Source organism: Pseudidiomarina sediminum DSM 21906 (genome assembly GCF_000423165.1).
GTDB classification, from domain to species: Bacteria; Pseudomonadota; Gammaproteobacteria; order Enterobacterales; family Alteromonadaceae; genus Pseudidiomarina; species Pseudidiomarina sediminum.
The window spans coordinates 284659-302501 of sequence record NZ_AUHL01000005.1 but is presented as its reverse complement, the minus strand read 5'-3'; the positions used below and the strand labels follow the sequence as shown (position 1 = coordinate 302501).

At 49.0% G+C, this 17843-nt stretch carries 26 protein-coding genes; 25 read left to right on the top strand and 1 reads right to left on the bottom strand.

Features of this window, described 5'->3' with window-relative positions:
• Positions 1–155 precede the first annotated feature (155 nt).
• The 11 genes from rnr (at position 156) to dnaB (ending at position 8939) form a co-directional block, all read left to right on the top strand.
• The gene (rnr, locus tag G535_RS0101390; RefSeq protein WP_026860426.1) at positions 156–2498 is read left to right on the top strand and encodes a ribonuclease R; all 2343 of its coding nucleotides are present in this window, start codon (positions 156–158) and stop codon (positions 2496–2498) included.
• A complete protein-coding gene (gene rlmB, locus G535_RS0101385) occupies positions 2495–3241 on the top strand; it encodes a 23S rRNA (guanosine(2251)-2'-O)-methyltransferase RlmB (RefSeq protein WP_026860425.1) in 747 nt (248 codons plus the stop codon). The genes rnr and rlmB overlap by 4 nt, the downstream gene beginning before the upstream one ends.
• Complete coding sequence (locus tag G535_RS0101380) at positions 3241–3687, top strand: hypothetical protein (protein ID WP_026860424.1); 447 nt, start codon at positions 3241–3243, stop codon at positions 3685–3687. The genes rlmB and G535_RS0101380 overlap by 1 nt, the downstream gene beginning before the upstream one ends.
• A gap of 138 nt (positions 3688–3825) precedes the next feature.
• Positions 3826–4197 (top strand): 30S ribosomal protein S6, encoded by a 372-nt coding sequence (gene rpsF, locus G535_RS0101375; protein WP_026860423.1) that lies wholly within the window; start codon positions 3826–3828, stop codon positions 4195–4197.
• Positions 4198–4220: 23 nt separating this feature from the next.
• Positions 4221–4529 (top strand): primosomal replication protein N, encoded by a 309-nt coding sequence (gene priB / locus G535_RS0101370; protein WP_126775179.1) that lies wholly within the window; start codon positions 4221–4223, stop codon positions 4527–4529.
• A gap of 10 nt (positions 4530–4539) precedes the next feature.
• Entirely contained in the window at positions 4540–4767 is a 228-nt protein-coding gene (gene rpsR / locus G535_RS0101365; RefSeq protein ID WP_006956988.1) for a 30S ribosomal protein S18, read from the top strand.
• A 40-nt stretch (positions 4768–4807) separates the two neighbouring features.
• Positions 4808–5257, top strand: coding sequence for a 50S ribosomal protein L9 (gene rplI, locus G535_RS0101360; RefSeq protein ID WP_026860421.1), 450 nt, complete (start codon positions 4808–4810; stop codon positions 5255–5257).
• Positions 5258–5394: 137 nt separating this feature from the next.
• On the top strand, positions 5395–5967 hold the full coding sequence (locus G535_RS0101355) for an RNA polymerase sigma factor (protein ID WP_241970470.1): 573 nt from the start codon (positions 5395–5397) through the stop codon (positions 5965–5967).
• A complete protein-coding gene (locus G535_RS0101350) occupies positions 5945–6451 on the top strand; it encodes a hypothetical protein (protein WP_026860419.1) in 507 nt (168 codons plus the stop codon). Before G535_RS0101355 ends, G535_RS0101350 begins: the two co-directional genes overlap by 23 nt.
• Positions 6452–6473: 22 nt before the next feature.
• Positions 6474–7436: a DUF4097 family beta strand repeat-containing protein gene (locus tag G535_RS0101345; protein ID WP_026860418.1), complete on the top strand. Its 963-nt coding sequence runs from the start codon at positions 6474–6476 to the stop codon at positions 7434–7436.
• Positions 7437–7526: 90 nt separating this feature from the next.
• On the top strand, positions 7527–8939 hold the full coding sequence (gene dnaB, locus G535_RS0101340; protein WP_026860417.1) for a replicative DNA helicase: 1413 nt from the start codon (positions 7527–7529) through the stop codon (positions 8937–8939).
• 15 nt (positions 8940–8954) lie between these two features.
• Here dnaB and zur read toward each other — a convergent pair whose 3' ends face one another.
• Entirely contained in the window at positions 8955–9401 is a 447-nt protein-coding gene (zur, locus tag G535_RS0101335; protein WP_026860416.1) for a zinc uptake transcriptional repressor Zur, read from the bottom strand.
• Between the two features lie 91 nt (positions 9402–9492).
• Here zur and dusA point away from each other — a divergent pair, with 91 nt between their 5' ends.
• The 14 genes from dusA to rpsQ all read left to right on the top strand — a co-directional run bounded on the left by dusA (position 9493) and on the right by rpsQ (position 17771).
• Complete coding sequence (dusA, locus tag G535_RS0101330) at positions 9493–10539, top strand: tRNA dihydrouridine(20/20a) synthase DusA (RefSeq protein WP_026860415.1); 1047 nt, start codon at positions 9493–9495, stop codon at positions 10537–10539.
• A gap of 132 nt (positions 10540–10671) precedes the next feature.
• Positions 10672–10923, top strand: coding sequence for a hypothetical protein (locus G535_RS0101325; RefSeq protein WP_026860414.1), 252 nt, complete (start codon positions 10672–10674; stop codon positions 10921–10923).
• Between the two features lie 215 nt (positions 10924–11138).
• Positions 11139–12332, top strand: coding sequence for a dipeptidase (locus G535_RS0101320; RefSeq protein ID WP_026860413.1), 1194 nt, complete (start codon positions 11139–11141; stop codon positions 12330–12332).
• Positions 12333–12798: 466 nt separating this feature from the next.
• The gene (gene rpsJ, locus G535_RS0101310; RefSeq protein ID WP_008488677.1) at positions 12799–13110 is read left to right on the top strand and encodes a 30S ribosomal protein S10; all 312 of its coding nucleotides are present in this window, start codon (positions 12799–12801) and stop codon (positions 13108–13110) included.
• A gap of 38 nt (positions 13111–13148) precedes the next feature.
• On the top strand, positions 13149–13793 hold the full coding sequence (gene rplC / locus G535_RS0101305) for a 50S ribosomal protein L3 (protein WP_026860412.1): 645 nt from the start codon (positions 13149–13151) through the stop codon (positions 13791–13793).
• Between the two features lie 18 nt (positions 13794–13811).
• A complete protein-coding gene (gene rplD, locus G535_RS0101300) occupies positions 13812–14417 on the top strand; it encodes a 50S ribosomal protein L4 (RefSeq protein ID WP_026860411.1) in 606 nt (201 codons plus the stop codon).
• A complete protein-coding gene (rplW, locus tag G535_RS0101295; RefSeq protein ID WP_026860410.1) occupies positions 14414–14716 on the top strand; it encodes a 50S ribosomal protein L23 in 303 nt (100 codons plus the stop codon). Before rplD ends, rplW begins: the two co-directional genes overlap by 4 nt.
• A gap of 14 nt (positions 14717–14730) precedes the next feature.
• Complete coding sequence (gene rplB, locus G535_RS0101290; RefSeq protein ID WP_026860409.1) at positions 14731–15555, top strand: 50S ribosomal protein L2; 825 nt, start codon at positions 14731–14733, stop codon at positions 15553–15555.
• 16 nt (positions 15556–15571) lie between these two features.
• Complete coding sequence (gene rpsS / locus G535_RS0101285) at positions 15572–15850, top strand: 30S ribosomal protein S19 (RefSeq protein WP_026860408.1); 279 nt, start codon at positions 15572–15574, stop codon at positions 15848–15850.
• Between the two features lie 12 nt (positions 15851–15862).
• Positions 15863–16195: a 50S ribosomal protein L22 gene (gene rplV / locus G535_RS0101280; protein ID WP_026860407.1), complete on the top strand. Its 333-nt coding sequence runs from the start codon at positions 15863–15865 to the stop codon at positions 16193–16195.
• 10 nt (positions 16196–16205) lie between these two features.
• A complete protein-coding gene (gene rpsC / locus G535_RS0101275) occupies positions 16206–16892 on the top strand; it encodes a 30S ribosomal protein S3 (protein ID WP_026860406.1) in 687 nt (228 codons plus the stop codon).
• Positions 16893–16903: 11 nt separating this feature from the next.
• The gene (gene rplP, locus G535_RS0101270) at positions 16904–17317 is read left to right on the top strand and encodes a 50S ribosomal protein L16 (protein ID WP_026860405.1); all 414 of its coding nucleotides are present in this window, start codon (positions 16904–16906) and stop codon (positions 17315–17317) included.
• A complete protein-coding gene (gene rpmC / locus G535_RS0101265) occupies positions 17317–17508 on the top strand; it encodes a 50S ribosomal protein L29 (RefSeq protein WP_026860404.1) in 192 nt (63 codons plus the stop codon). The genes rplP and rpmC overlap by 1 nt, the downstream gene beginning before the upstream one ends.
• The gene (rpsQ, locus tag G535_RS0101260; protein ID WP_026860403.1) at positions 17508–17771 is read left to right on the top strand and encodes a 30S ribosomal protein S17; all 264 of its coding nucleotides are present in this window, start codon (positions 17508–17510) and stop codon (positions 17769–17771) included. The genes rpmC and rpsQ overlap by 1 nt, the downstream gene beginning before the upstream one ends.
• Positions 17772–17843: the final 72 nt, after the last annotated feature.

The following is a 17843-nucleotide window of genomic DNA, read 5'->3' as shown; positions in this document are numbered from 1 at the left end:
TCGTGGGGCGGTGCAATGAAGACGGTGCCGCCGCAGGTAAAAGATTAAAAAATATACGGATTCAATGGTCGAGATCTCGGTTGTGGTTTGATTTTCTGTTATACTCAGGGCTATTCTGTCGAGGCAATTTCGTCTCGACTTACCATTGAGAATCTATGTCTACAAACGACTTTGAAAAACAGCAACCTGAGTATGAGGTTGAGATCCCTTCGCGTGATGAGCTTTTAGAAGCTGTCGAAGCACGCTTAAAACCCATCACTTTCGAGGAAATCCTCGCCCGTTTCGAGCTCACCGACGAACGCCAACATATTGGTGTAAAACGTCGCTTGCGCGCGATGGAGCGTGATGGACAATTGATTTATACCAAAGCCAATGCGTATGGCCTTCCGTCGCGGATGAACTTAATTAAAGGCCGTATCATTGGCCACCGTGATGGCTTTGGTTTTTGCCGCCCGGAAGATGGCGGTGATGACCTTTTTATTGCACCGAATCAAATGTATAGCGTCATGCATGGTGACGTGGTTTTGGTGCAAGAGCAGGGTAAAGACCCCAAAGGCCGTAAAGAGGGGCGTATTGTTCGTGTCATTGAACCGCGTGAAACCAGTGTGGTGGGGCGCTTCTTTGTCGATCATGACTTAGGCATTGTGGTGCCTGACGATAGTCGCTTGAATCAAGATATTTTGATCCCAGATGAAGGTCGAAATGGTGCGCGTCATGGTCAAATTGTGGTGGTGAAAATTACCCGCCGGCCAAATCGTCGCACTTCGCCAATCGGTGAAGTCACTGAGATTTTGGGTGAGCATATGGCGCCAGGGATGGAAATTGAAATCGCCATCCGCGAACATGATATTCCGACCGAGTGGCAAGCACAGACACAAGCGGCAGTGGATGCTTTGGCTGAAACTGTACCGGAGAGTGCTTACGAAGGTCGGGTCGACTTGCGTGAATTACCGTTGATCACCATTGATGGCGATGATTCCCGTGACTTTGATGATGCCGTGTACGCTGAACCTGATGGCGACGGTTGGCGCTTGTGGGTGGCCATTGCCGATGTGAGTTATTACGTACGCCCGAACACACCGCTTGATCGAGATGCCCTTGAACGCGGCAACTCGGTCTACTTTCCAAACTTTGTGGTACCTATGTTGCCCGAAAAGCTCTCTAACGGCTTGTGTTCATTGAACCCTGACGTGGATCGCTTGTGCATGGTCGCGGAAATGCATGTTTCCGCGCATGGCAAATTAGGTGACGCGAAGTTTTATCCGGCGGTAATGAAATCACATGCGCGCATGACCTATACCAAGGTGGCGGCAATTTTAGATGGCGAACCTAAGTTGCGGCAGGAGCATGCGGCGATTTTGACGCCAATTGATCATCTTCATCGTCTTTTCAAAGTGTTGAAAAAGGCCCGTCAATTGCGTTCAGCCATTGAATTTGAAACGCTCGAAACGCGCTTCATTTTTAACGCTGAGCGAAAAATTGAAAGCATTGAGCCGGTGCGCCGTAATGTCGCTCATATGATCATTGAAGAATGTATGATCATGGCGAATGTGGCGACCGCGCGTTTTATTGAACAACATGACGAAGCTGGCGCTTTGTTCCGCGTGCATGAACCACCCGCCAGTGAACGACTGACCAATTTCCGCGGCTTTTTGGCTGAGTTAGGTTTGACCATGAGTGGTGGCGATGACCCTGCGCCGAAAGATTACGCAGCAGTGCTTGAGCAAGTCCGCGAACGGCCAGATGCTGAGCTGATCCAAACCATGTTGCTGCGCTCGATGCAGCAAGCTGTGTATTCACCGGACAATGCTGGACACTTTGGCTTGGCACTGGAGCAATACGCGCACTTTACCTCGCCCATCCGGCGTTACCCTGACTTGATTCTGCATCGTGCCGTAAAAGCCATTTTGAAAAAGCAGCAAGGTCCAAGTCCGGCACTTGAAGGCGCATGGATGTACCCCGATGAGCAATTAGATGAACTCGGTGAGCACTGCTCGATGACTGAGCGACGTGCTGACGACGCTACCCGTCAGGTCGATGAGTGGTTGAAATGCGAATACATGCAAGATCACATTGGCGCAGAGTTTGACGGTGTTATTGCTGCCGTAACCAATTTTGGGTTATTCGTTCGCTTAAATGACCTGCATATTGATGGACTGGTCCACATTTCAAATCTCGACAATGATTATTATCACTACGATAATGAGCGGCATTTGTTGATTGGCGAGAACAGCCGTCGCGTGTATCGGTTGGGCGACAAGGTTCGTATTCGCGTTCGCAGCGTGAATTTGGACGAACGGAAAATCGATCTTACGCTTCTGGCGGCCGAGAGCCCGACCGGCAAAGAACGTATGCCGCGTGCTGAAAAAGCACCCGAGCCACCGCGTAGTCAACGTCAAAAGAAACGTGAAAAGTCTAAAAAACTCAAAGCGAAACGCGCCAAAGTTGAAAGTAAGCGTAAAGCAGCGAAAGGAAAAAAAGGTAAACGAACATCATGAGTAAAAAGGTAGCGGTATTTGGCTTACATGCGGTGCGTGCGTTGGTGGAACGTCACCCGGAGCGGGTGGTGGAGATGTTTGCGACCCGTGAACGTCAAGATAATGCCTTGCAGTCACTGATTAAAGGCGCACAGCGTATGGGCGTGAAACCGCAATTTGTGCCCAAAGCGACCTTAGATAAAAAGGCTGACGGTGGCAACCATCAGGGGATCGTCGTTGTGGCGTTAGAGGCGCCGCTGTTGAGCGACAATGATTTACCGGATTTAGTAGAGAAGTCGTCAGCACCTTTATTTCTTGTACTTGATGGGGTTACCGACCCACATAATTTGGGCGCTTGTTTGCGGACAGCTGATGCCGCAGGTGTTACGGCGGTCATCGTGCCAAAAGACAAGTCGGCGTCGTTAAATCCGACGGTGCGTAAAGTGGCCTGTGGTGCGGCTGAAACTGTACCTTTGGTGCAAGTGACCAATTTGGCGCGGGCGTTGAAGCAGCTGCAAGATCTTAATGTTTGGGTGATGGGCACCGCAGGTGAAGCAGAGCAGTCCGTTTATGATGTTGACCTTAAAGGAGCCACCGCGTTAGTGATGGGGGCAGAAGGTGACGGCATGCGCCGGTTAACGCGTGAAACTTGCGATGAGCTCATCAAAATTCCATTGTTGGGAACGGTATCAAGTTTGAACGTCTCGGTAGCGACGGGTGTTTGTTTATTTGAAGTGGTTCGTCAACGTCAGGTGGGCCGCTAATGCAAAAGTTTCCGATGTTGCGGATGCGCCCGATTATGCTATCGCTCATTGTGATGGTGCTATTAGCGTTAGCGTGGTTGCCGACCGGCGAATACTTACCTGGCGAGCGAACTGAAAAGCCACAGCTTTATGTCAGCTACCAAGAGCAGCATGAATCGCAGTTCACTGCCGATGTACAATTTGACGTGCAGCAGCGCATTGAAAGTCGCCATGAGTGGTTACTTGTGGATGAACCTGCCGACTACGCTTGGACGGTTGAAATTAGTGTGGCAGAGCAGGAGCAAGTGGTATTGAACGGACAATTGTTAACTCCTAAAAACGCTGAAGGCGTGGTCGAGCAGCAAAAATTTCGGATTCAAGGGCCGAAAGAAGTTGCTGGCGCGCTACCGGAGCGCTTTGTCAAAGTGCTGGTTGACCTTATTGAGAAAGCGGAAAGCGTCGAGTAAAGCTTGTGATCGGCGCTTTTTTCAGCTAGAATCCCGCGGCTTAAATCAGTCTAAGTTAGTTTAACTATCCAAAAAGCGTTCCTTGCTGCTGCAGGTGTGACTGAGCCTACCAGTAGCTATGAACCATAAGGAGCAGAAATGCGTCATTATGAAATCGTATTCATGGTCCACCCGGACCAGAGCGAGCAAGTACCTGGTATGATCGAGCGTTACAGCGAAACGATCAAACAAGGTAACGGCACCATCCATCGTTTGGAAGACTGGGGCCGTCGTCAATTGGCTTACCCAATCAACAAGTTGCACAAAGCGCACTACGTGTTGATGAACATCGAAGCATCAGCTGAAGTTGTTGAAGAGTTGGAAACAGCTTTCCGTTACAACGATGCAGTACTTCGCAACATGGTTATGCGTAAGAAAGAAGCGGTGACTGAAGTTTCTCCTTTGAACAAAAAAGAAGAACGCAAATCAGATAGCCGTACTGAAGAGCAAGACGAGAACGCATCAGCATAAGCTGTGAGGTATCGTCAACTATTGTGGAATTAAGCAATCAATTCGTTTTAGGTGGCAGTATTTGTTTTCCGCCTAAATTGACTCGCAGTCCAGCTGGTGTAAGCCACCTTCGTTTCGCACTTGAACACCGTTCATTGCAACACGAAGCAGGACTACAACGACGCAGTTATGTTCGCATACAAGTCGTAATGAGTGGCGATGATGCACCGCAATGGGCAAACGAATTAAACGTTGGGATGCAAGTACAAGTCAGCGGTTTTTTGAATCGAATCGAAGATAAAAACGGTGTCGCAAAACTTGTGATTCATGCCCAGCAACTTGTGAAGATTTGAGGAGACCATCATGGCTCGTTTTTTCCGTCGCCGTAAATTCTGCCGTTTCAAGGCTGAAGGCGTAAAAGAAATTGATTACAAAGATATCGCTACTCTGAAAAACTACATCACTGAGAGTGGCAAAATCGTTCCTAGCCGTATCACTGGCACTTCTGCGAAGTACCAGCGTCAATTGGCGCGTGCCATCAAACGTGCACGTTACTTGTCGTTGCTGCCTTATACTGATTCACATCAGTAAGCCAGCATCGCGAACGATCGAAACTCAGAGGTAGCGAACAATGGAAATCATTCTATTAGACAAAATTGCCAACTTAGGTAGCTTGGGTGACCAAGTTTCTGTTAAGTCTGGCTATGCACGTAACTTCTTGTTCCCTAACGGTAAAGCAGTTCCTGCAACCGAAGCGAACATTAAAGTTTTTGAAGAGCGCCGCGCTGAATTGGAAGCGAAAATCGCTGCTGACTTAGCTGCTGCGGAAGAGCGTGCAGAGAAAGTAAATGCACTTGAAGCTATCGTTGTTAGCTCTAAAGCTGGTGACGAAGGTAAATTGTTTGGTTCAATCGGTACGCGCGACATCGCTGATGCAGTAACTGCAGCAGGCGTTGAAGTGCAGAAGAGCGAAGTATTGTTGCCAAACGGCACCTTGCGTGAAGTGGGCGAGTACGACATCGAGTTGCACTTGCATGCTGACGTATTTGCAAACATCAAGTTGCAGGTTGTTGCTGCTTAATTTGCATCAACTAAAGCTTGAAGAAACCGTGGTCTGGAAACAGACCGCGGTTTTTTTTTAATTTTTTCTGGGATCGTGTAAACCTTCGGCACGATCACTGCGTCCAACTCAGTACGATCACTTAATAAGGACACGATGTGACAGCGGCATTGCAGCTACAGCCAGAGCTGGAAGACTCGGATACGGATCTTGTGGCGCAAGCTGTGCAAGGAAATAGTCAGGCGTTTCGCCAGCTTTTTGACCGTCACTACCGACGTATTTATGCGCTGGTTTGGCGACTCGCTGGTGATCATGACAGTGCGCATGATGTCACCCAAGAGGTGTTTATCAAAGTTTGGCGTAGTTTAACGAGCTTTCGTGGTGAGAGTAAATTCAGTACTTGGTTGCATACGGTGGCAACCCGTGTTGCGATTAGTGAGCTACGCAAGCAAAAACGCTGGCAACAGGGCTTGGTCCTCACTGATGATCCTACTTACAGTGAGCAGCTTGCCAGCGCGCAAAGCACAGATGTGAGTTTATTGGACCGTTTGATTTTGCGATTGCCGGTACAGATGCGTTGGGTCTTCGTGTTGCACTGTATTGAAGGGTTACGTCACGAAGAGGTGGCGCAGGAGTTAGGTATTGCCGTGGGAACCAGTAAAACACAAGTGCATCGTGCGCGAGCGTTACTAGAGGAGTGGCTAAGTGATGACACAACGAACAACAGCTAACAGCTTAGATCGCTTAATTGAACAAGCTCATGATGTCGAACATATGCCTGCGCCGCAGCGTGACCTTTGGCCTGGCATTGACCATGGCATCGCGCGTCAATCATCTGCACGAGGACGCTGGCCTTGGTGGGCCGCTGCCGCAAGTTTAGTGTTCGCAGTGGGCGTAATGATGGCTTATATGAGCCCAGCACAGATGTCCCAAGTAGCGCCGGTGGACCAGTTACTTAGTGCGCTAAATGCGCAGCATCAACAGCAACGGCAAGAAGTGCTGGTGCACTACCAAACGGTCGGCTGGAATGGCCAGAGCACCTATGTTCAACAGGAGCTCGAACAAATTCGAGCCAGTATCGTCGAGGTCACGGCCCAGTTGACGGACGAACCAAATAATCAGGCGCTGTGGCAACTATTGCAGTGGCTGTATGAGAAAGAACTGGAGTTAATTGAATCACAATTTGTTGTGCGCGAACAGCTGCAACAAGTGTAATGGTCTGGTGAAGGAGAAAAGCATGAAAACAGTTATGACAGTAGTGTCGGGCGCAGCTTTGCTTGCCGGGAGTTATTTTCCGCTAGCAGCGTTGGCGAAACAGCAACAGGTTGATGAACGTATCGAGGTACCAAGTAGCGTTACCGTGAATGTGAACAATATGCGTGGTGAAGTAACCCTTATTGGTGGCGAAGGTAACTACGCTGAAGTCAAAGGGAAACTCGATGAATATGCGACAGGGTTTACGTTTGAACTCAACGGCAATACGTTAAACATCGTTGTTGAGATGCCTGAGCGTGGCAACTTCCGCGGCGATGAAGCGACCGACTTAACCGTGCGTTTACCAGCCTCTGCCCAATTGGACATCAATGGTGTTTCGAGTGACTTTGAGGTGAAGGGCTTCGAGCGTTCGGTACGGGTGAATACGGTCAGTGGTGACATCGAGGCAGAAAACTTGGCCGGGACGGCACAATTGACGACCGTAAGTGGTGACATTGAAGCCGAAGGTTTAAGTGGTGAGGTGACGATGAAAACCGTCAGCGGCGATATCGAAGATGTTGATAACAGCGCTGAGCGAGTGCATTACACCTCGACCAGTGGTGATATCGAAGTAGCAAGCAGTGCGCGAGATGTGCGCCTTGAAACGGTGTCAGGAGATGTCGAAGCGCGCTTGCAACAGCTTGACCGGTTGCAGATGAAGGCGGTAAGCGGTGACTTGATTGCGCGTCTCGCACTGGCGAAAGATGGCAAGATTGAAGCGAACTCGGTTAGCGGAGGTGTGTTGTTGCACTTTGCCGACGCAGTTCATGCGAAATTGAACGCGGAAGTTAGTGGTGGTGGTTCAATCATCAACAACTTGAGCGATGTGAAAGCTGAAGAGCCACGTTGGGGCGCAGGCGCACGTTTGCAGACCAGCTTTGGTGATGGCTCGGGTCGGATTGATGTGAGCACCATGAGTGGTGATATCCAGCTCGATAAAAAGTAAGCAATTGGAGCGGTTCGCGATGCGAACCGCTTTCTTCCTACCGCGGCATTTTGTATAGTCTTAGGTTCGCCACCTATGAATGAGAGAGTTATGGCCGCTAACCGTCCTGACAAGCAAAAACGCAACGACGATAAACTCGCTGCAATCAAAACCCCACCGCATTCTATTGAAGCTGAACAGTCCGTATTGGGCGGGTTAATGCTGGACAATCAGGCTTGGGATAGTATCTCTGGCGATATTATTAGTGATGACTTTTACCACCGCGGCCACCGTCTTATTTTCCGCGCCATGCACCGCTTGGCGGAGCAAAGTCAGCCGATTGACTTGGTCACAGTGTCTGAGTCCCTTGAAGCTGCGGGTGAATTGCAAGAAGTGGGTGGCTTTGCCTACTTAGGTGAAATTGCGAAGAATACGCCAAGTGCCGCGAACATTCGCGCCTACGCACAAATTGTGCGTGAGCGGGCGGTGCTCCGTGAGTTAATCTCTGCTTCCAACGAAATTGCCGAGTCATGCTATGACACGCAAAATCGTGCTAGTGCGGAACTGTTGGATATCGCAGAAAGTAAAGTTTTCCACATTGCCGAGAAGCGCACCGATGCGAACGAAGGGCCGCAAGCGATCGCGCCGATACTGCAACGTACTGTCGATCGTATCGATGAACTTAGCCGTAGCAATAACCCAAATGGCGTAACGGGTCGTTCAACAGGCTTTACGGATCTCGATAAGATGACCGCTGGTTTACAGTCGTCAGACTTAATTATTGTCGCGGCACGACCGTCGATGGGTAAAACGACGTTTGCGATGAACCTGTGTGAAAACGTCGCAATGAAAGAAGACAAGCCGGTGTTAGTCTTCAGTCTGGAGATGCCATCAGAGCAAATCATGATGCGTATGATGGCCTCGTTAAGTCATGTCGACCAAACCCGAATTCGTAATGGTCAGTTGCAAGAAGAAGATTGGAGCCGTGTGGCTTCAACCATTTCGATTTTGAAAGACCGTAACAACATCTATATTGACGACTCTTCAGGCCTCACCCCGACAGAAGTACGCTCGCGTGCGCGCCGCGTGTTCCGTGAGCATGGCGGGTTATCGTTAATCATGGTGGATTACTTGCAGCTGATGACGGTACCCGGGATGTCTGAAAACCGAACGCTAGAAATCGCTGAAATCTCACGCTCATTGAAAGCCTTGGCAAAAGAACTCGAAGTACCTGTCGTCGCGCTGTCGCAGCTGAACCGTTCACTTGAGCAACGTTCCAACCGACGTCCGGTGAACTCTGACTTGCGTGAGTCTGGTTCGATTGAGCAGGATGCTGACGTGATCATGTTCATCTATCGTGATGAGGTGTATCACCCAGAAACGGAAGAGAAGGGCATTGCTGAGGTCATTTTAGGGAAGCAACGGAACGGTCCTATCGGTACCGTGAAACTGAAGTTCCAAGGCCAGTACTCACGCTTTGACAACCTTGCCTTGCATGAAATACCGGATGGCCCTGAATATTAATTAACCAAGCGTGAGTTAAGCGGCGCGGCAGTTACTGCAAGTGCCGTGCGCTTCAATGGTTTGACTTTCTACATGAAAGCCCTGGTCTTCAGCTTGCTTGAGCAGGGCGTTGTAGACCCCATCAGACTGAATTTCCTGCACTGAACCACAGCGCTCACAAATCAGCATTTGCACCGGATGATGGTGGTCAAAGTGACTGCAAAGCACGTAGCTATTTGACGAGGTGATCTTGTGCACAAAGCCTTGTTCTTGCAAAAAATCGAGCGCGCGGTAAATCGTCGGCGGCTTCGCGTTTGGCACCGCTGCTTTGAGCTTATCTAATAAGTCATAAGCGCCGACGGCACCAGATTCAGCCGCTAGGATCTCAAATACTTCACGACGCGCCGGAGTCAATCGAGCGCCGCGCTGTTCACATAATTGTTGCGCCTTGGTGACCAGGCGTTGCGTTTCTTTCGTGTTCATGGCCGCAGTCTACCATGCAACTTTGTAAACAGGTAGTCAGGCAAGCGCTTTCCACGTAGAATACGGCGTCCTTTTTTGGTTCGAGGTAGTTATGGTAGATCATCCTTTTGCAGCACCGACGTTAGCAGTAGCTCCTATGCTGGATTGGACTGATCGTCACTGTCGCTACTTTCATCGGCTATTAACACAAAAAACCGTGCTTTTTACGGAAATGGTGACTACTGGCGCCATTATCTACGGCAAGTATGACTTTTTGGCGTTTGACCCTGCCGAACAGCCTGTCGTATTACAGCTCGGTGGCTGCGATCCAGGCGCTATGGCAGAGTGCACGGCACGTGCTTACGAGCGTGGTTATCGTGCGGTCGATATCAATGTGGGCTGTCCTTCTGATCGGGTGAAAAACGGCAGTTTTGGTGCCTGCTTGATGGCGGACCCTGACACTGTTGCGGCGTGCGTTAGTGCTATGCAGAGTGCTGCGCCACAGATGCGTGTGTCGGTGAAAACCCGTCTTGGCATTGATGAACAGGATAGCGATGAATTTCTTTACCGCTTTCTCGACACTGTGACGGCAGCCGGTTGCCGTGACGTTACTTTGCATGCTCGTAAAGCCTGGCTGAAAGGCTTAAGTCCGAAGCAGAACCGTGAGATTCCGCCGTTACAATATGAACGTGTGTACCTTGCCAAGCAACGGTACGCCGACGTGCATATGATGATTAATGGCGGTATTACCGATGCTGCTGCCATCGTTGAGCATCTACGCCATGTTGATGGTGTGATGATTGGCCGTGAAGCTTATCAAAACCCAGCGTTTCTTGGTTGCTTTGATGCGCTACAGCAAGCTCCGCACGAAGTTCCCGAGATTGCGGGGGCGAGTTATGCGCAGCAAGTTGCAGCGGTAGAGCAAATGATCCCTTATGTGCAACGCCACATCGATGCTGGTGGTCGCTGCTGGCATGTGGTTCGTCATATGTTAGGACTGTTCCAAGGTCAGCCTGGTGCGAAGCGTTGGCGTCAATGGTTAAGTCAACAAGGTCCGACGGTGGATAGTGCCGAACAATTGCTCCGTGACGGACTCACTTTGGTCGCTCAGGCCCGTGTGAAATATGACCAAGATTTAGCGGAACTCGCTAACCGTTAAAACCAAGTAAAGTGATACTTTTCGTTTGCCTCATTAATAAAAGTGCTTTTAAAACATAAGGTTGTGAATATTTTTCAAAGTTGGCACAACCTTTGAATAACTTCTAACGACATTAACGTTAGGAGAACACTCATGAAAACAGTACTTTCACTTGCAGTTGTTTTGGCTTCAGTTGCCAGCCCAGCGTTGGCGCAAAAAGTTGATTTAGAAACCGCTCTAGCAGCGAGCTTCCGTGCACAAGCACATCAGGTCACCCAAGCCTTGACTGTCGAAGACCGCCTACAGCAGAAGCGTGCGTTTCAAAAACTTGATTGGCTGCAGCCAGAGCAGCAACCGTTAAGCCTCGCGAAAATTCAAAAAGCTAACGCTAAGCGCGTTGGGTAAGCAATATGTTTAGCGCTTTCCTGTGGCTCACGGTAATTACGATCGCACCCGTACTTGGAACAGTACTCGTGGGTGCGGTCGTTGCTACGAACCACGCGGCTAATGCCTCGAAGACAGGGTGATTTTCAATTGTTGTTTGTGCTAGTCTGCTGAAACAATAACAATGAAAACAACTGCTAGAGGAAGTTCTCGTGAACAAAAAGACCTGGTTAGGAATGGTCAGCGCACTTAGCTTAAGCGCGGTGGCTTTATCGGTAAATACCGTGATGGCGCAAGACTACAACGCAAGTCCAGAAGCACGCAAAATTGCCCAAGAAAACATGCTCATCGATACGCACATTGATGTGCCTTACCGTCTCACGGAAGATTGGGAAGATGTAAGCCGAGCCACGCAGCGGGGGGATTTTGATTACCCACGTGCAGTAGAAGGTGGTTTGAACGTACCCTTCATGTCGATTTATATTCCTGCGCGTCTTGAACAAACGCCGGGTGCGAGTAAACAACTTGCCCATCAGTTGATTGATAGTATGGAAGCATTGGCTTGGCGTGCGCCAGACAAATTTGCCATGGCTTATTCGGTGGCTGATGTTGAGCAGCAATTTGCAGACGGCAAAATTTCACTTGCTTTAGGGATGGAAAATGGTTCACCGATGGAAGGTGACATGGCCAACCTTAAAGAGTTCTTCGACCGCGGTATTCGCTACATCACCTTATCGCACTCACAATCGAACCACATTGCAGATTCTTCTTACGATTTACGTCGCCAGTGGGATGGCTTGAGCCCGTTCGGTAAAGAGCTGGTGAAAGAAATGAACAATATCGGCATGATGATCGATATCTCGCACGTTTCCGATGATGCGTTTTGGCAGTCGATTGAACTTTCTCAAGCGCCAGTAATTGCGTCGCACTCATCATTACGTCGTTATACCCCAGGCTTTGAGCGCAACATGAGCGACGAGATGATTAAAGCTTTAGGTGAGAACGGTGGCGTCATCATGATTAACTTCGGTTCTACCTTCGTAACCCAAGCTGCCAACCGTTATCGTGACATGCTCAAGCAGCAAATCGAACAAGTTAAAGAACAGTATGGCGCAGAGTCAGACGAAGCGAAGCAACGAATTGCTGCACTCGAAGCAGACAACCCATTCCCGTTTGCAACGCTTGAACAAGTGTTGGACCACATCGACCACGTCGTGAAATTGATTGGCATTGAACATGTGGGTATTGGTTCTGACTACGACGGTGTCGGCGACTCACTGCCGGTCGGCTTAAAAGATGTCTCGACCTATCCGAATTTAGTACAAGGTCTATTGGATCGTGGCTACTCGGAAGCTGATATCAAGAAGATCTTGAATGAAAACTTATTGCGGGTTTGGCGTGAGGTAGAAGCGTACGCCGCAGAGCATTAAGTTCGTTATTCGTTGCTTGTTGTTTGTTGCTTGCTGTTTGAAAAAGCGAAAAACAAAGCCAAAACAGCGCAAAGAAAAAACGAAATAAGCTTGTGTTGGGTTGTGGGTCGGGATTTGCTGTTAACAAGCAACAAGCAACAAGCAACAAGCAACAAGCAACAAGCAACAAGCAACAAGCAACAAGCAACAAGCAACAAGCAACAAGCAACAAGCAACAAGCAACAAGCAACAAGCAACAAGCAACTTGCTTTCCCGCCTAATCCGTGTATAATTCGCGGCCACAGTTGCCGAACCGTCACTTGGTGTTCGGTGTTGAAAGCAGCTGGTAGTTAGGTTGCCACAGCAGTCCCGATAGGGGATTGAATGGATTTTTCGTTGAAAATACCTCGCCCGGTATGCTGCCAGGGTGTAGGTTTTTTTCTGTGCTCTTTTTTTAAATGCTCTTTATTTGAGGCTTTGATTTTTTATGGCTAATCAAAGAATTCGGATTCGATTGAAAGCGTTCGATCACCGTCTGATTGACCAGTCAACTGCAGAAATCGTTGAGACTGCAAAACGCACTGGTGCTCAGGTACGTGGTCCAATCCCTCTGCCAACGCGCAAAGAACGTTTCACTGTGTTGATTTCTCCACACGTGAACAAAGATGCGCGTGACCAGTACGAGATCCGTACCCACAAGCGTCTGATCGATATCATGGACCCAACTGACAAGACTGTTGACGCGTTGATGCGCCTTGACCTTGCAGCTGGCGTTGATGTTCAGATCAGCCTTGGTTAATCGGGCAGTAATAGGATTACACACGAGAGGTTTTAACAATGGCTATTGGTCTAGTCGGTCGTAAAGTAGGAATGACACGTGTCTTCCAAGAAGACGGCGCTTCTGTACCTGTTACTGTGATTGAAGTGACTGCTAACCGTGTGACTCAGGTTAAAACTGAGGAAACAGACGGCTATCGTGCGCTTCAGGTTACAGCAGGTGACAAAAAAGCGAACCGCGTAAACAAACCAGCTGCTGGTCACTTCGCGAAAGCGGGTGTTGAAGCAGGTCGTGGTCTCTGGGAATTCCGCCTAGAAGACGGCGAAGGTGAAGATTTCGCAGTAGGTTCAGAAATCACCGTAGAAATTTTTGCGGACACCAAAAAAGTAGACGTTACCGGTACCTCAAAAGGTAAAGGTTTCCAAGGTGCTGTTAAGCGCTGGAATTTCCGTACTCAGGACGCTACCCATGGTAACTCGTTGTCACACCGTGCTCCGGGTTCTATCGGTCAAAACCAGTCTCCTGGTCGGGTATTCAAAGGCAAGAAAATGGCAGGCCAAATGGGTAACAAACAAGTAACCGTTCAAACACTTGATGTTGTACGTGTTGACGCTGAGCGTGGTTTGTTGCTAATTCGCGGCGCTGTCCCTGGTGCTACTGGTGGTGATGTAATCATCAAGCCAGCAGTCAAGGCTAAGGCGTAACGTCCGAGGAGAATGGTGATGGAATTAACATTAAAAGACGCTAAAGGCGCTCTTGAAGTTTCCGAAGCTACCTTTGGACGTGAGTTCAACGAAGCTTTGATTCATCAAGTCGTTGTCGCTTATGCTGCAGGTGCTCGTCAGGGCTCTAAAGCACAAAAGACGCGTTCTGAAGTTTCTGGCGGTGGCAAAAAGCCATGGCGTCAGAAAGGTACTGGCCGCGCGCGTGCGGGTACTATCCGTAGCCCAATTTGGCGCTCAGGTGGTACGACTTTCGCAGCTAAACCGCGTAGTCACGACCAGAAAGTAAACAAAAAGATGTACCGCGGTGCAATGCAAAGCATTTTGTCTGAACTTGTTCGTCAAGATCGCTTGATCGTGGTAGAGAGCTTTGGTGTTGACGCACCTAAGACAAAGGCACTTGCTGCTAAATTGAAAGAAATGGAACTCAACGACGTGTTGATCGTGACCAAAGAACTTGACGAAAACTTGTTCTTAGCTTCACGCAACCTGCACAAAGTTGACGCCCGTGACGTTCAGGGTATCGACCCAGTTAGCTTGATTGCTTTTGAAAAAGTTCTTATGACTGCGGACGCAGTTAAGCAGCTTGAGGAGGCATTATCATGATGCGTGAAGAACGTTTATTACAAGTGATCCTTGCCCCTCACGTTTCTGAGAAATCAACTGTTGCAGCTGAAACTGCAAATACTGTTGTTTTCAAAGTAGCGACGACTGCTAACAAAGCTGAAATCAAAGCAGCAGTTGAAAAACTGTTTGAAGTTGAAGTTGAAGCTGTTCGCACTGTCAACGTGAAAGGCAAAACCAAACGCACCGGTATGCGCTTCGGTAAGCGTAGTGACTGGAAAAAAGCGTATGTCACCCTGAAAGAAGGTGCTGACATCGACTTCGTCGGCGGCGCTGAGTAAGAGGAGGAATTCACATGGCATTAGTTAAGTGTAAGCCTACGTCTCCGGGTCGTCGCCACGTAGTTAAAGTGGTTAACGAAGACCTGTATAAAGGCAAGCCTTACGCACCTTTGTTGGATAAAAACAACAAGAAAGGTGGTCGTAACAACAACGGTCGTATTACGGTTCGTCACATCGGCGGTGGTCACAAACACCACTACCGTTTAGTTGACTTTAAACGTAATAAAGACGGTATCCCTGCGAAAGTTGAGCGTTTGGAATATGATCCAAACCGTTCAGCAAACATTGCATTGGTTCTGTATGCAGACGGTGAGCGTCGCTACATTCTTGCTCCTAAGGGCATGAAAGCTGGCGATCAAATCCAGTCTGGTTCAGATGCACCAATCAAAGCGGGTAACGCTTTACCATTGCGTAATATCCCAGTTGGTTCTGTGGTACACGCAATCGAAATGAAGCCTGGTAAAGGCGCACAGCTGGCTCGTTCAGCTGGTGCTTATGTACAGCTTTTGGCTCGCGATGGCGATTACGTCACTCTACGTCTGCGTTCTGGCGAAGTTCGCCGCATCCAGTCGGATTGTCGTGCAACCATCGGTGAAGTCGGCAACGCAGAACACATGCTGCGTCAATTGGGTAAAGCTGGTGCAATGCGCTGGCGTGGTGTTCGTCCTACCGTTCGTGGTGTGGCGATGAACCCAGTTGATCACCCGCATGGTGGTGGTGAAGGCCGTACTTCAGGTGGTCGTCATCCGGTTACTCCTTGGGGTACACCGACTAAGGGTTATAAGACCCGTAAGAACAAGCGTACTGATAAGTTCATCGTACGTCGTCGCAACAAATAAGAGTTGAGGATTAAACATGCCACGTTCTCTTAAAAAAGGTCCATTTATCGACCTTCACCTGCTGAATAAGGTGGAGAAAGCGTTGGAAGCCGGGGACAAGAAGCCTATTAAAACTTGGTCTCGTCGTTCAATGATTATCCCTGATATGATCGGCCTTACAATCGCTGTTCATAACGGTCGCCAGCACGTACCAGTTTTCGTTTCTGACGAAATGATTGGTCACAAGCTTGGTGAATTTGCACCAACCCGCACTTACCGTGGCCACGCTGCGGATAAGAAAGCGAAGAAACGGTAAGGGAGACAAAAGATGGAAGCTATTGCTATTCACAAGTTTGCCCGCCTATCTGCGCAGAAAGGCCGGTTGGTTGCTGACCAAATTCGCGGTTTACCAGTAGCGAAAGCGCTGGATATCCTGAACTACAGCCCTAAAGATGCAGCTGGTCTGTTGAAAAAGGTGTTGGAGTCAGCTATCGCGAATGCTGAGCACAACGAAGGTGCCGACATCGACGAGTTGAAAGTTGCTAAAGTAATGGTTGACGAAGGTCCTACCATGAAACGCATCAAGCCTCGTGCGAAAGGTCGTGCTGATCGTATCTTTAAGCGTACCAGCCACATTACTGTGGTTGTATCAGATAGCTAGGAGATAAGTTATGGGTCAGAAAGTACATCCTAATGGTATTCGCCTAGGTATCACCAAACCATGGAATGCAACCTGGTTCGCGAATACAAAAGATTTTGCTGATAACCTGCACAGTGATCACCAGGTTCGCCAAATGTTGCAGAAGCAACTGAGCAACGCTTCAGTTTCTCGCATCGTTATTGAGCGTCCTGCGAAGAGCATTCGTGTCACCATTCATACTGCACGTCCAGGCGTGGTTATCGGTAAGAAAGGTGAAGATGTTGAGAAGTTGCGTCAAGCAGTTTCTAAATTGACTGGTGTTCCAGCTCAAATCAACATTTCAGAAGTGCGTAAACCAGAATTGGATGCGCAATTGGTTGGCGAAAATATCGCTGGTCAGCTTGAGCGTCGTGTTATGTTCCGTCGTGCAATGAAGCGCGCGGTACAAAACGCAATGCGTCTTGGTGCCAAGGGTATCAAAGTAGAAGTTAGCGGCCGTTTGGGCGGTGCAGAAATCGCACGTTCTGAATGGTATCGTGAAGGTCGTGTTCCATTGCACACATTGCGTGCGGACATCGACTATGCAACAGCAGAAGCTAACACTACTTATGGTATCATCGGTGTGAAAGTTTGGATCTTCCGTGGTGAAGTACTTGGCGGCATGCCAGTTGAAGAAAAACCACAAGCTCCAGCGAAACGCCCTAAAGGCCGCAAGTAAGGAGAGACTAGATGTTACAACCAAAGCGTACAAAATTCCGTAAGGTTCACAAAGGCCGCAACCGTGGTCTGGCGCAAGCAGGTAACAAAGTTAGCTTCGGTACTTTCGGTTTGAAAGCTGTTGACCGTGGTCGCATGACTGCGCGTCAAATCGAAGCGGCTCGTCGTGCTATGACGCGTCACGTGAAACGTCAGGGTAAAATCTGGATCCGCGTTTTCCCAGACAAGCCAATTACCAAGAAGCCTCTTGAAGTGCGGATGGGTAAAGGTAAAGGTAGCGTGGAATATTGGGTAGCCCAAATTCAGCCAGGCCGCGTCCTGTATGAAATGGACGGTGTTTCGGAAGAGCTAGCGCGTGAAGCGTTCACTCTTGCAGCACGTAAGCTGCCATTCAAAACTACCTTTGTATCTCGGACGGTGATGTAATGAAAGCGAACGAACTGAATGAAAAAACCGTTGAGCAGCTGCAAGAAGAGTTGTTAGGTTTGCGTCGTGAGCAGTTTAATCTGCGTATGCAAGCAGCGACTGGTCAGCTGAATCAAACTCACCAGTTGAAGCAAGTGCGTCGTGATATCGCACGTGTGAAAACTATTTTGAATCAGAAGGCAGGTGCGTAATGGCTGAAGAAAAACGTGTTCGTACTGTGCAAGGTCGTGTGACAAGCAACAAGATGGACAAGTCTATCACTGTTGCTGTTGAGCGCCGGGTAAAACACCCAGTCTACGGTAAGTACATTACTCGTACGACGAAGCTTCACGCACATGACGAAGACAACTCATGCAACACTGGCGACCTCGTGATCATTCGCGAAACGCGTCCAGTTTCTAAGACCAAGTCTTGGGCATTAGTTGAAATTGTAGAGCGCGCTGTAACTATCTAATCGCAATTGCGAAAAGATAGACAAAAGCATCAAAGCCCCCTCACTTGAGGGGGTTTTTTTTGTGTTTGTTTT

What these genes read in the sequence shown, in the direction of transcription:
- rplV (WP_026860407.1), top strand. Translation starts at nt 15,863, where the DNA reads ATGGAAGCTATTGCTATTCACAAGTTTGCCCGCCTATCTGCGCAGAAA.
- rplD (WP_026860411.1), top strand. Translation starts at nt 13,812, where the DNA reads ATGGAATTAACATTAAAAGACGCTAAAGGCGCTCTTGAAGTTTCCGAA.
- rpsR (WP_006956988.1), top strand. Translation starts at nt 4,540, where the DNA reads ATGGCTCGTTTTTTCCGTCGCCGTAAATTCTGCCGTTTCAAGGCTGAA.
- rplB (WP_026860409.1), top strand. Translation starts at nt 14,731, where the DNA reads ATGGCATTAGTTAAGTGTAAGCCTACGTCTCCGGGTCGTCGCCACGTA.
- G535_RS0101320 (WP_026860413.1), top strand. Translation starts at nt 11,139, where the DNA reads ATGGTCAGCGCACTTAGCTTAAGCGCGGTGGCTTTATCGGTAAATACC.
- zur (WP_026860416.1), bottom strand. Translation starts at nt 9,401, where the DNA reads ATGAACACGAAAGAAACGCAACGCCTGGTCACCAAGGCGCAACAATTA.
- dusA (WP_026860415.1), top strand. Translation starts at nt 9,493, where the DNA reads ATGGTAGATCATCCTTTTGCAGCACCGACGTTAGCAGTAGCTCCTATG.
- rplC (WP_026860412.1), top strand. Translation starts at nt 13,149, where the DNA reads ATGGCTATTGGTCTAGTCGGTCGTAAAGTAGGAATGACACGTGTCTTC.
- rpmC (WP_026860404.1), top strand. Translation starts at nt 17,317, where the DNA reads ATGAAAGCGAACGAACTGAATGAAAAAACCGTTGAGCAGCTGCAAGAA.
- rplW (WP_026860410.1), top strand. Translation starts at nt 14,414, where the DNA reads ATGATGCGTGAAGAACGTTTATTACAAGTGATCCTTGCCCCTCACGTT.
- rpsC (WP_026860406.1), top strand. Translation starts at nt 16,206, where the DNA reads ATGGGTCAGAAAGTACATCCTAATGGTATTCGCCTAGGTATCACCAAA.
- G535_RS0101350 (WP_026860419.1), top strand. Translation starts at nt 5,945, where the DNA reads ATGACACAACGAACAACAGCTAACAGCTTAGATCGCTTAATTGAACAA.
- rpsJ (WP_008488677.1), top strand. Translation starts at nt 12,799, where the DNA reads ATGGCTAATCAAAGAATTCGGATTCGATTGAAAGCGTTCGATCACCGT.
- G535_RS0101380 (WP_026860424.1), top strand. Translation starts at nt 3,241, where the DNA reads ATGCAAAAGTTTCCGATGTTGCGGATGCGCCCGATTATGCTATCGCTC.
- rpsF (WP_026860423.1), top strand. Translation starts at nt 3,826, where the DNA reads ATGCGTCATTATGAAATCGTATTCATGGTCCACCCGGACCAGAGCGAG.
- G535_RS0101325 (WP_026860414.1), top strand. Translation starts at nt 10,672, where the DNA reads ATGAAAACAGTACTTTCACTTGCAGTTGTTTTGGCTTCAGTTGCCAGC.
- rpsQ (WP_026860403.1), top strand. Translation starts at nt 17,508, where the DNA reads ATGGCTGAAGAAAAACGTGTTCGTACTGTGCAAGGTCGTGTGACAAGC.
- dnaB (WP_026860417.1), top strand. Translation starts at nt 7,527, where the DNA reads ATGGCCGCTAACCGTCCTGACAAGCAAAAACGCAACGACGATAAACTC.
- rlmB (WP_026860425.1), top strand. Translation starts at nt 2,495, where the DNA reads ATGAGTAAAAAGGTAGCGGTATTTGGCTTACATGCGGTGCGTGCGTTG.
- rplI (WP_026860421.1), top strand. Translation starts at nt 4,808, where the DNA reads ATGGAAATCATTCTATTAGACAAAATTGCCAACTTAGGTAGCTTGGGT.
- rpsS (WP_026860408.1), top strand. Translation starts at nt 15,572, where the DNA reads ATGCCACGTTCTCTTAAAAAAGGTCCATTTATCGACCTTCACCTGCTG.
- rplP (WP_026860405.1), top strand. Translation starts at nt 16,904, where the DNA reads ATGTTACAACCAAAGCGTACAAAATTCCGTAAGGTTCACAAAGGCCGC.
- rnr (WP_026860426.1), top strand. Translation starts at nt 156, where the DNA reads ATGTCTACAAACGACTTTGAAAAACAGCAACCTGAGTATGAGGTTGAG.
- G535_RS0101345 (WP_026860418.1), top strand. Translation starts at nt 6,474, where the DNA reads ATGAAAACAGTTATGACAGTAGTGTCGGGCGCAGCTTTGCTTGCCGGG.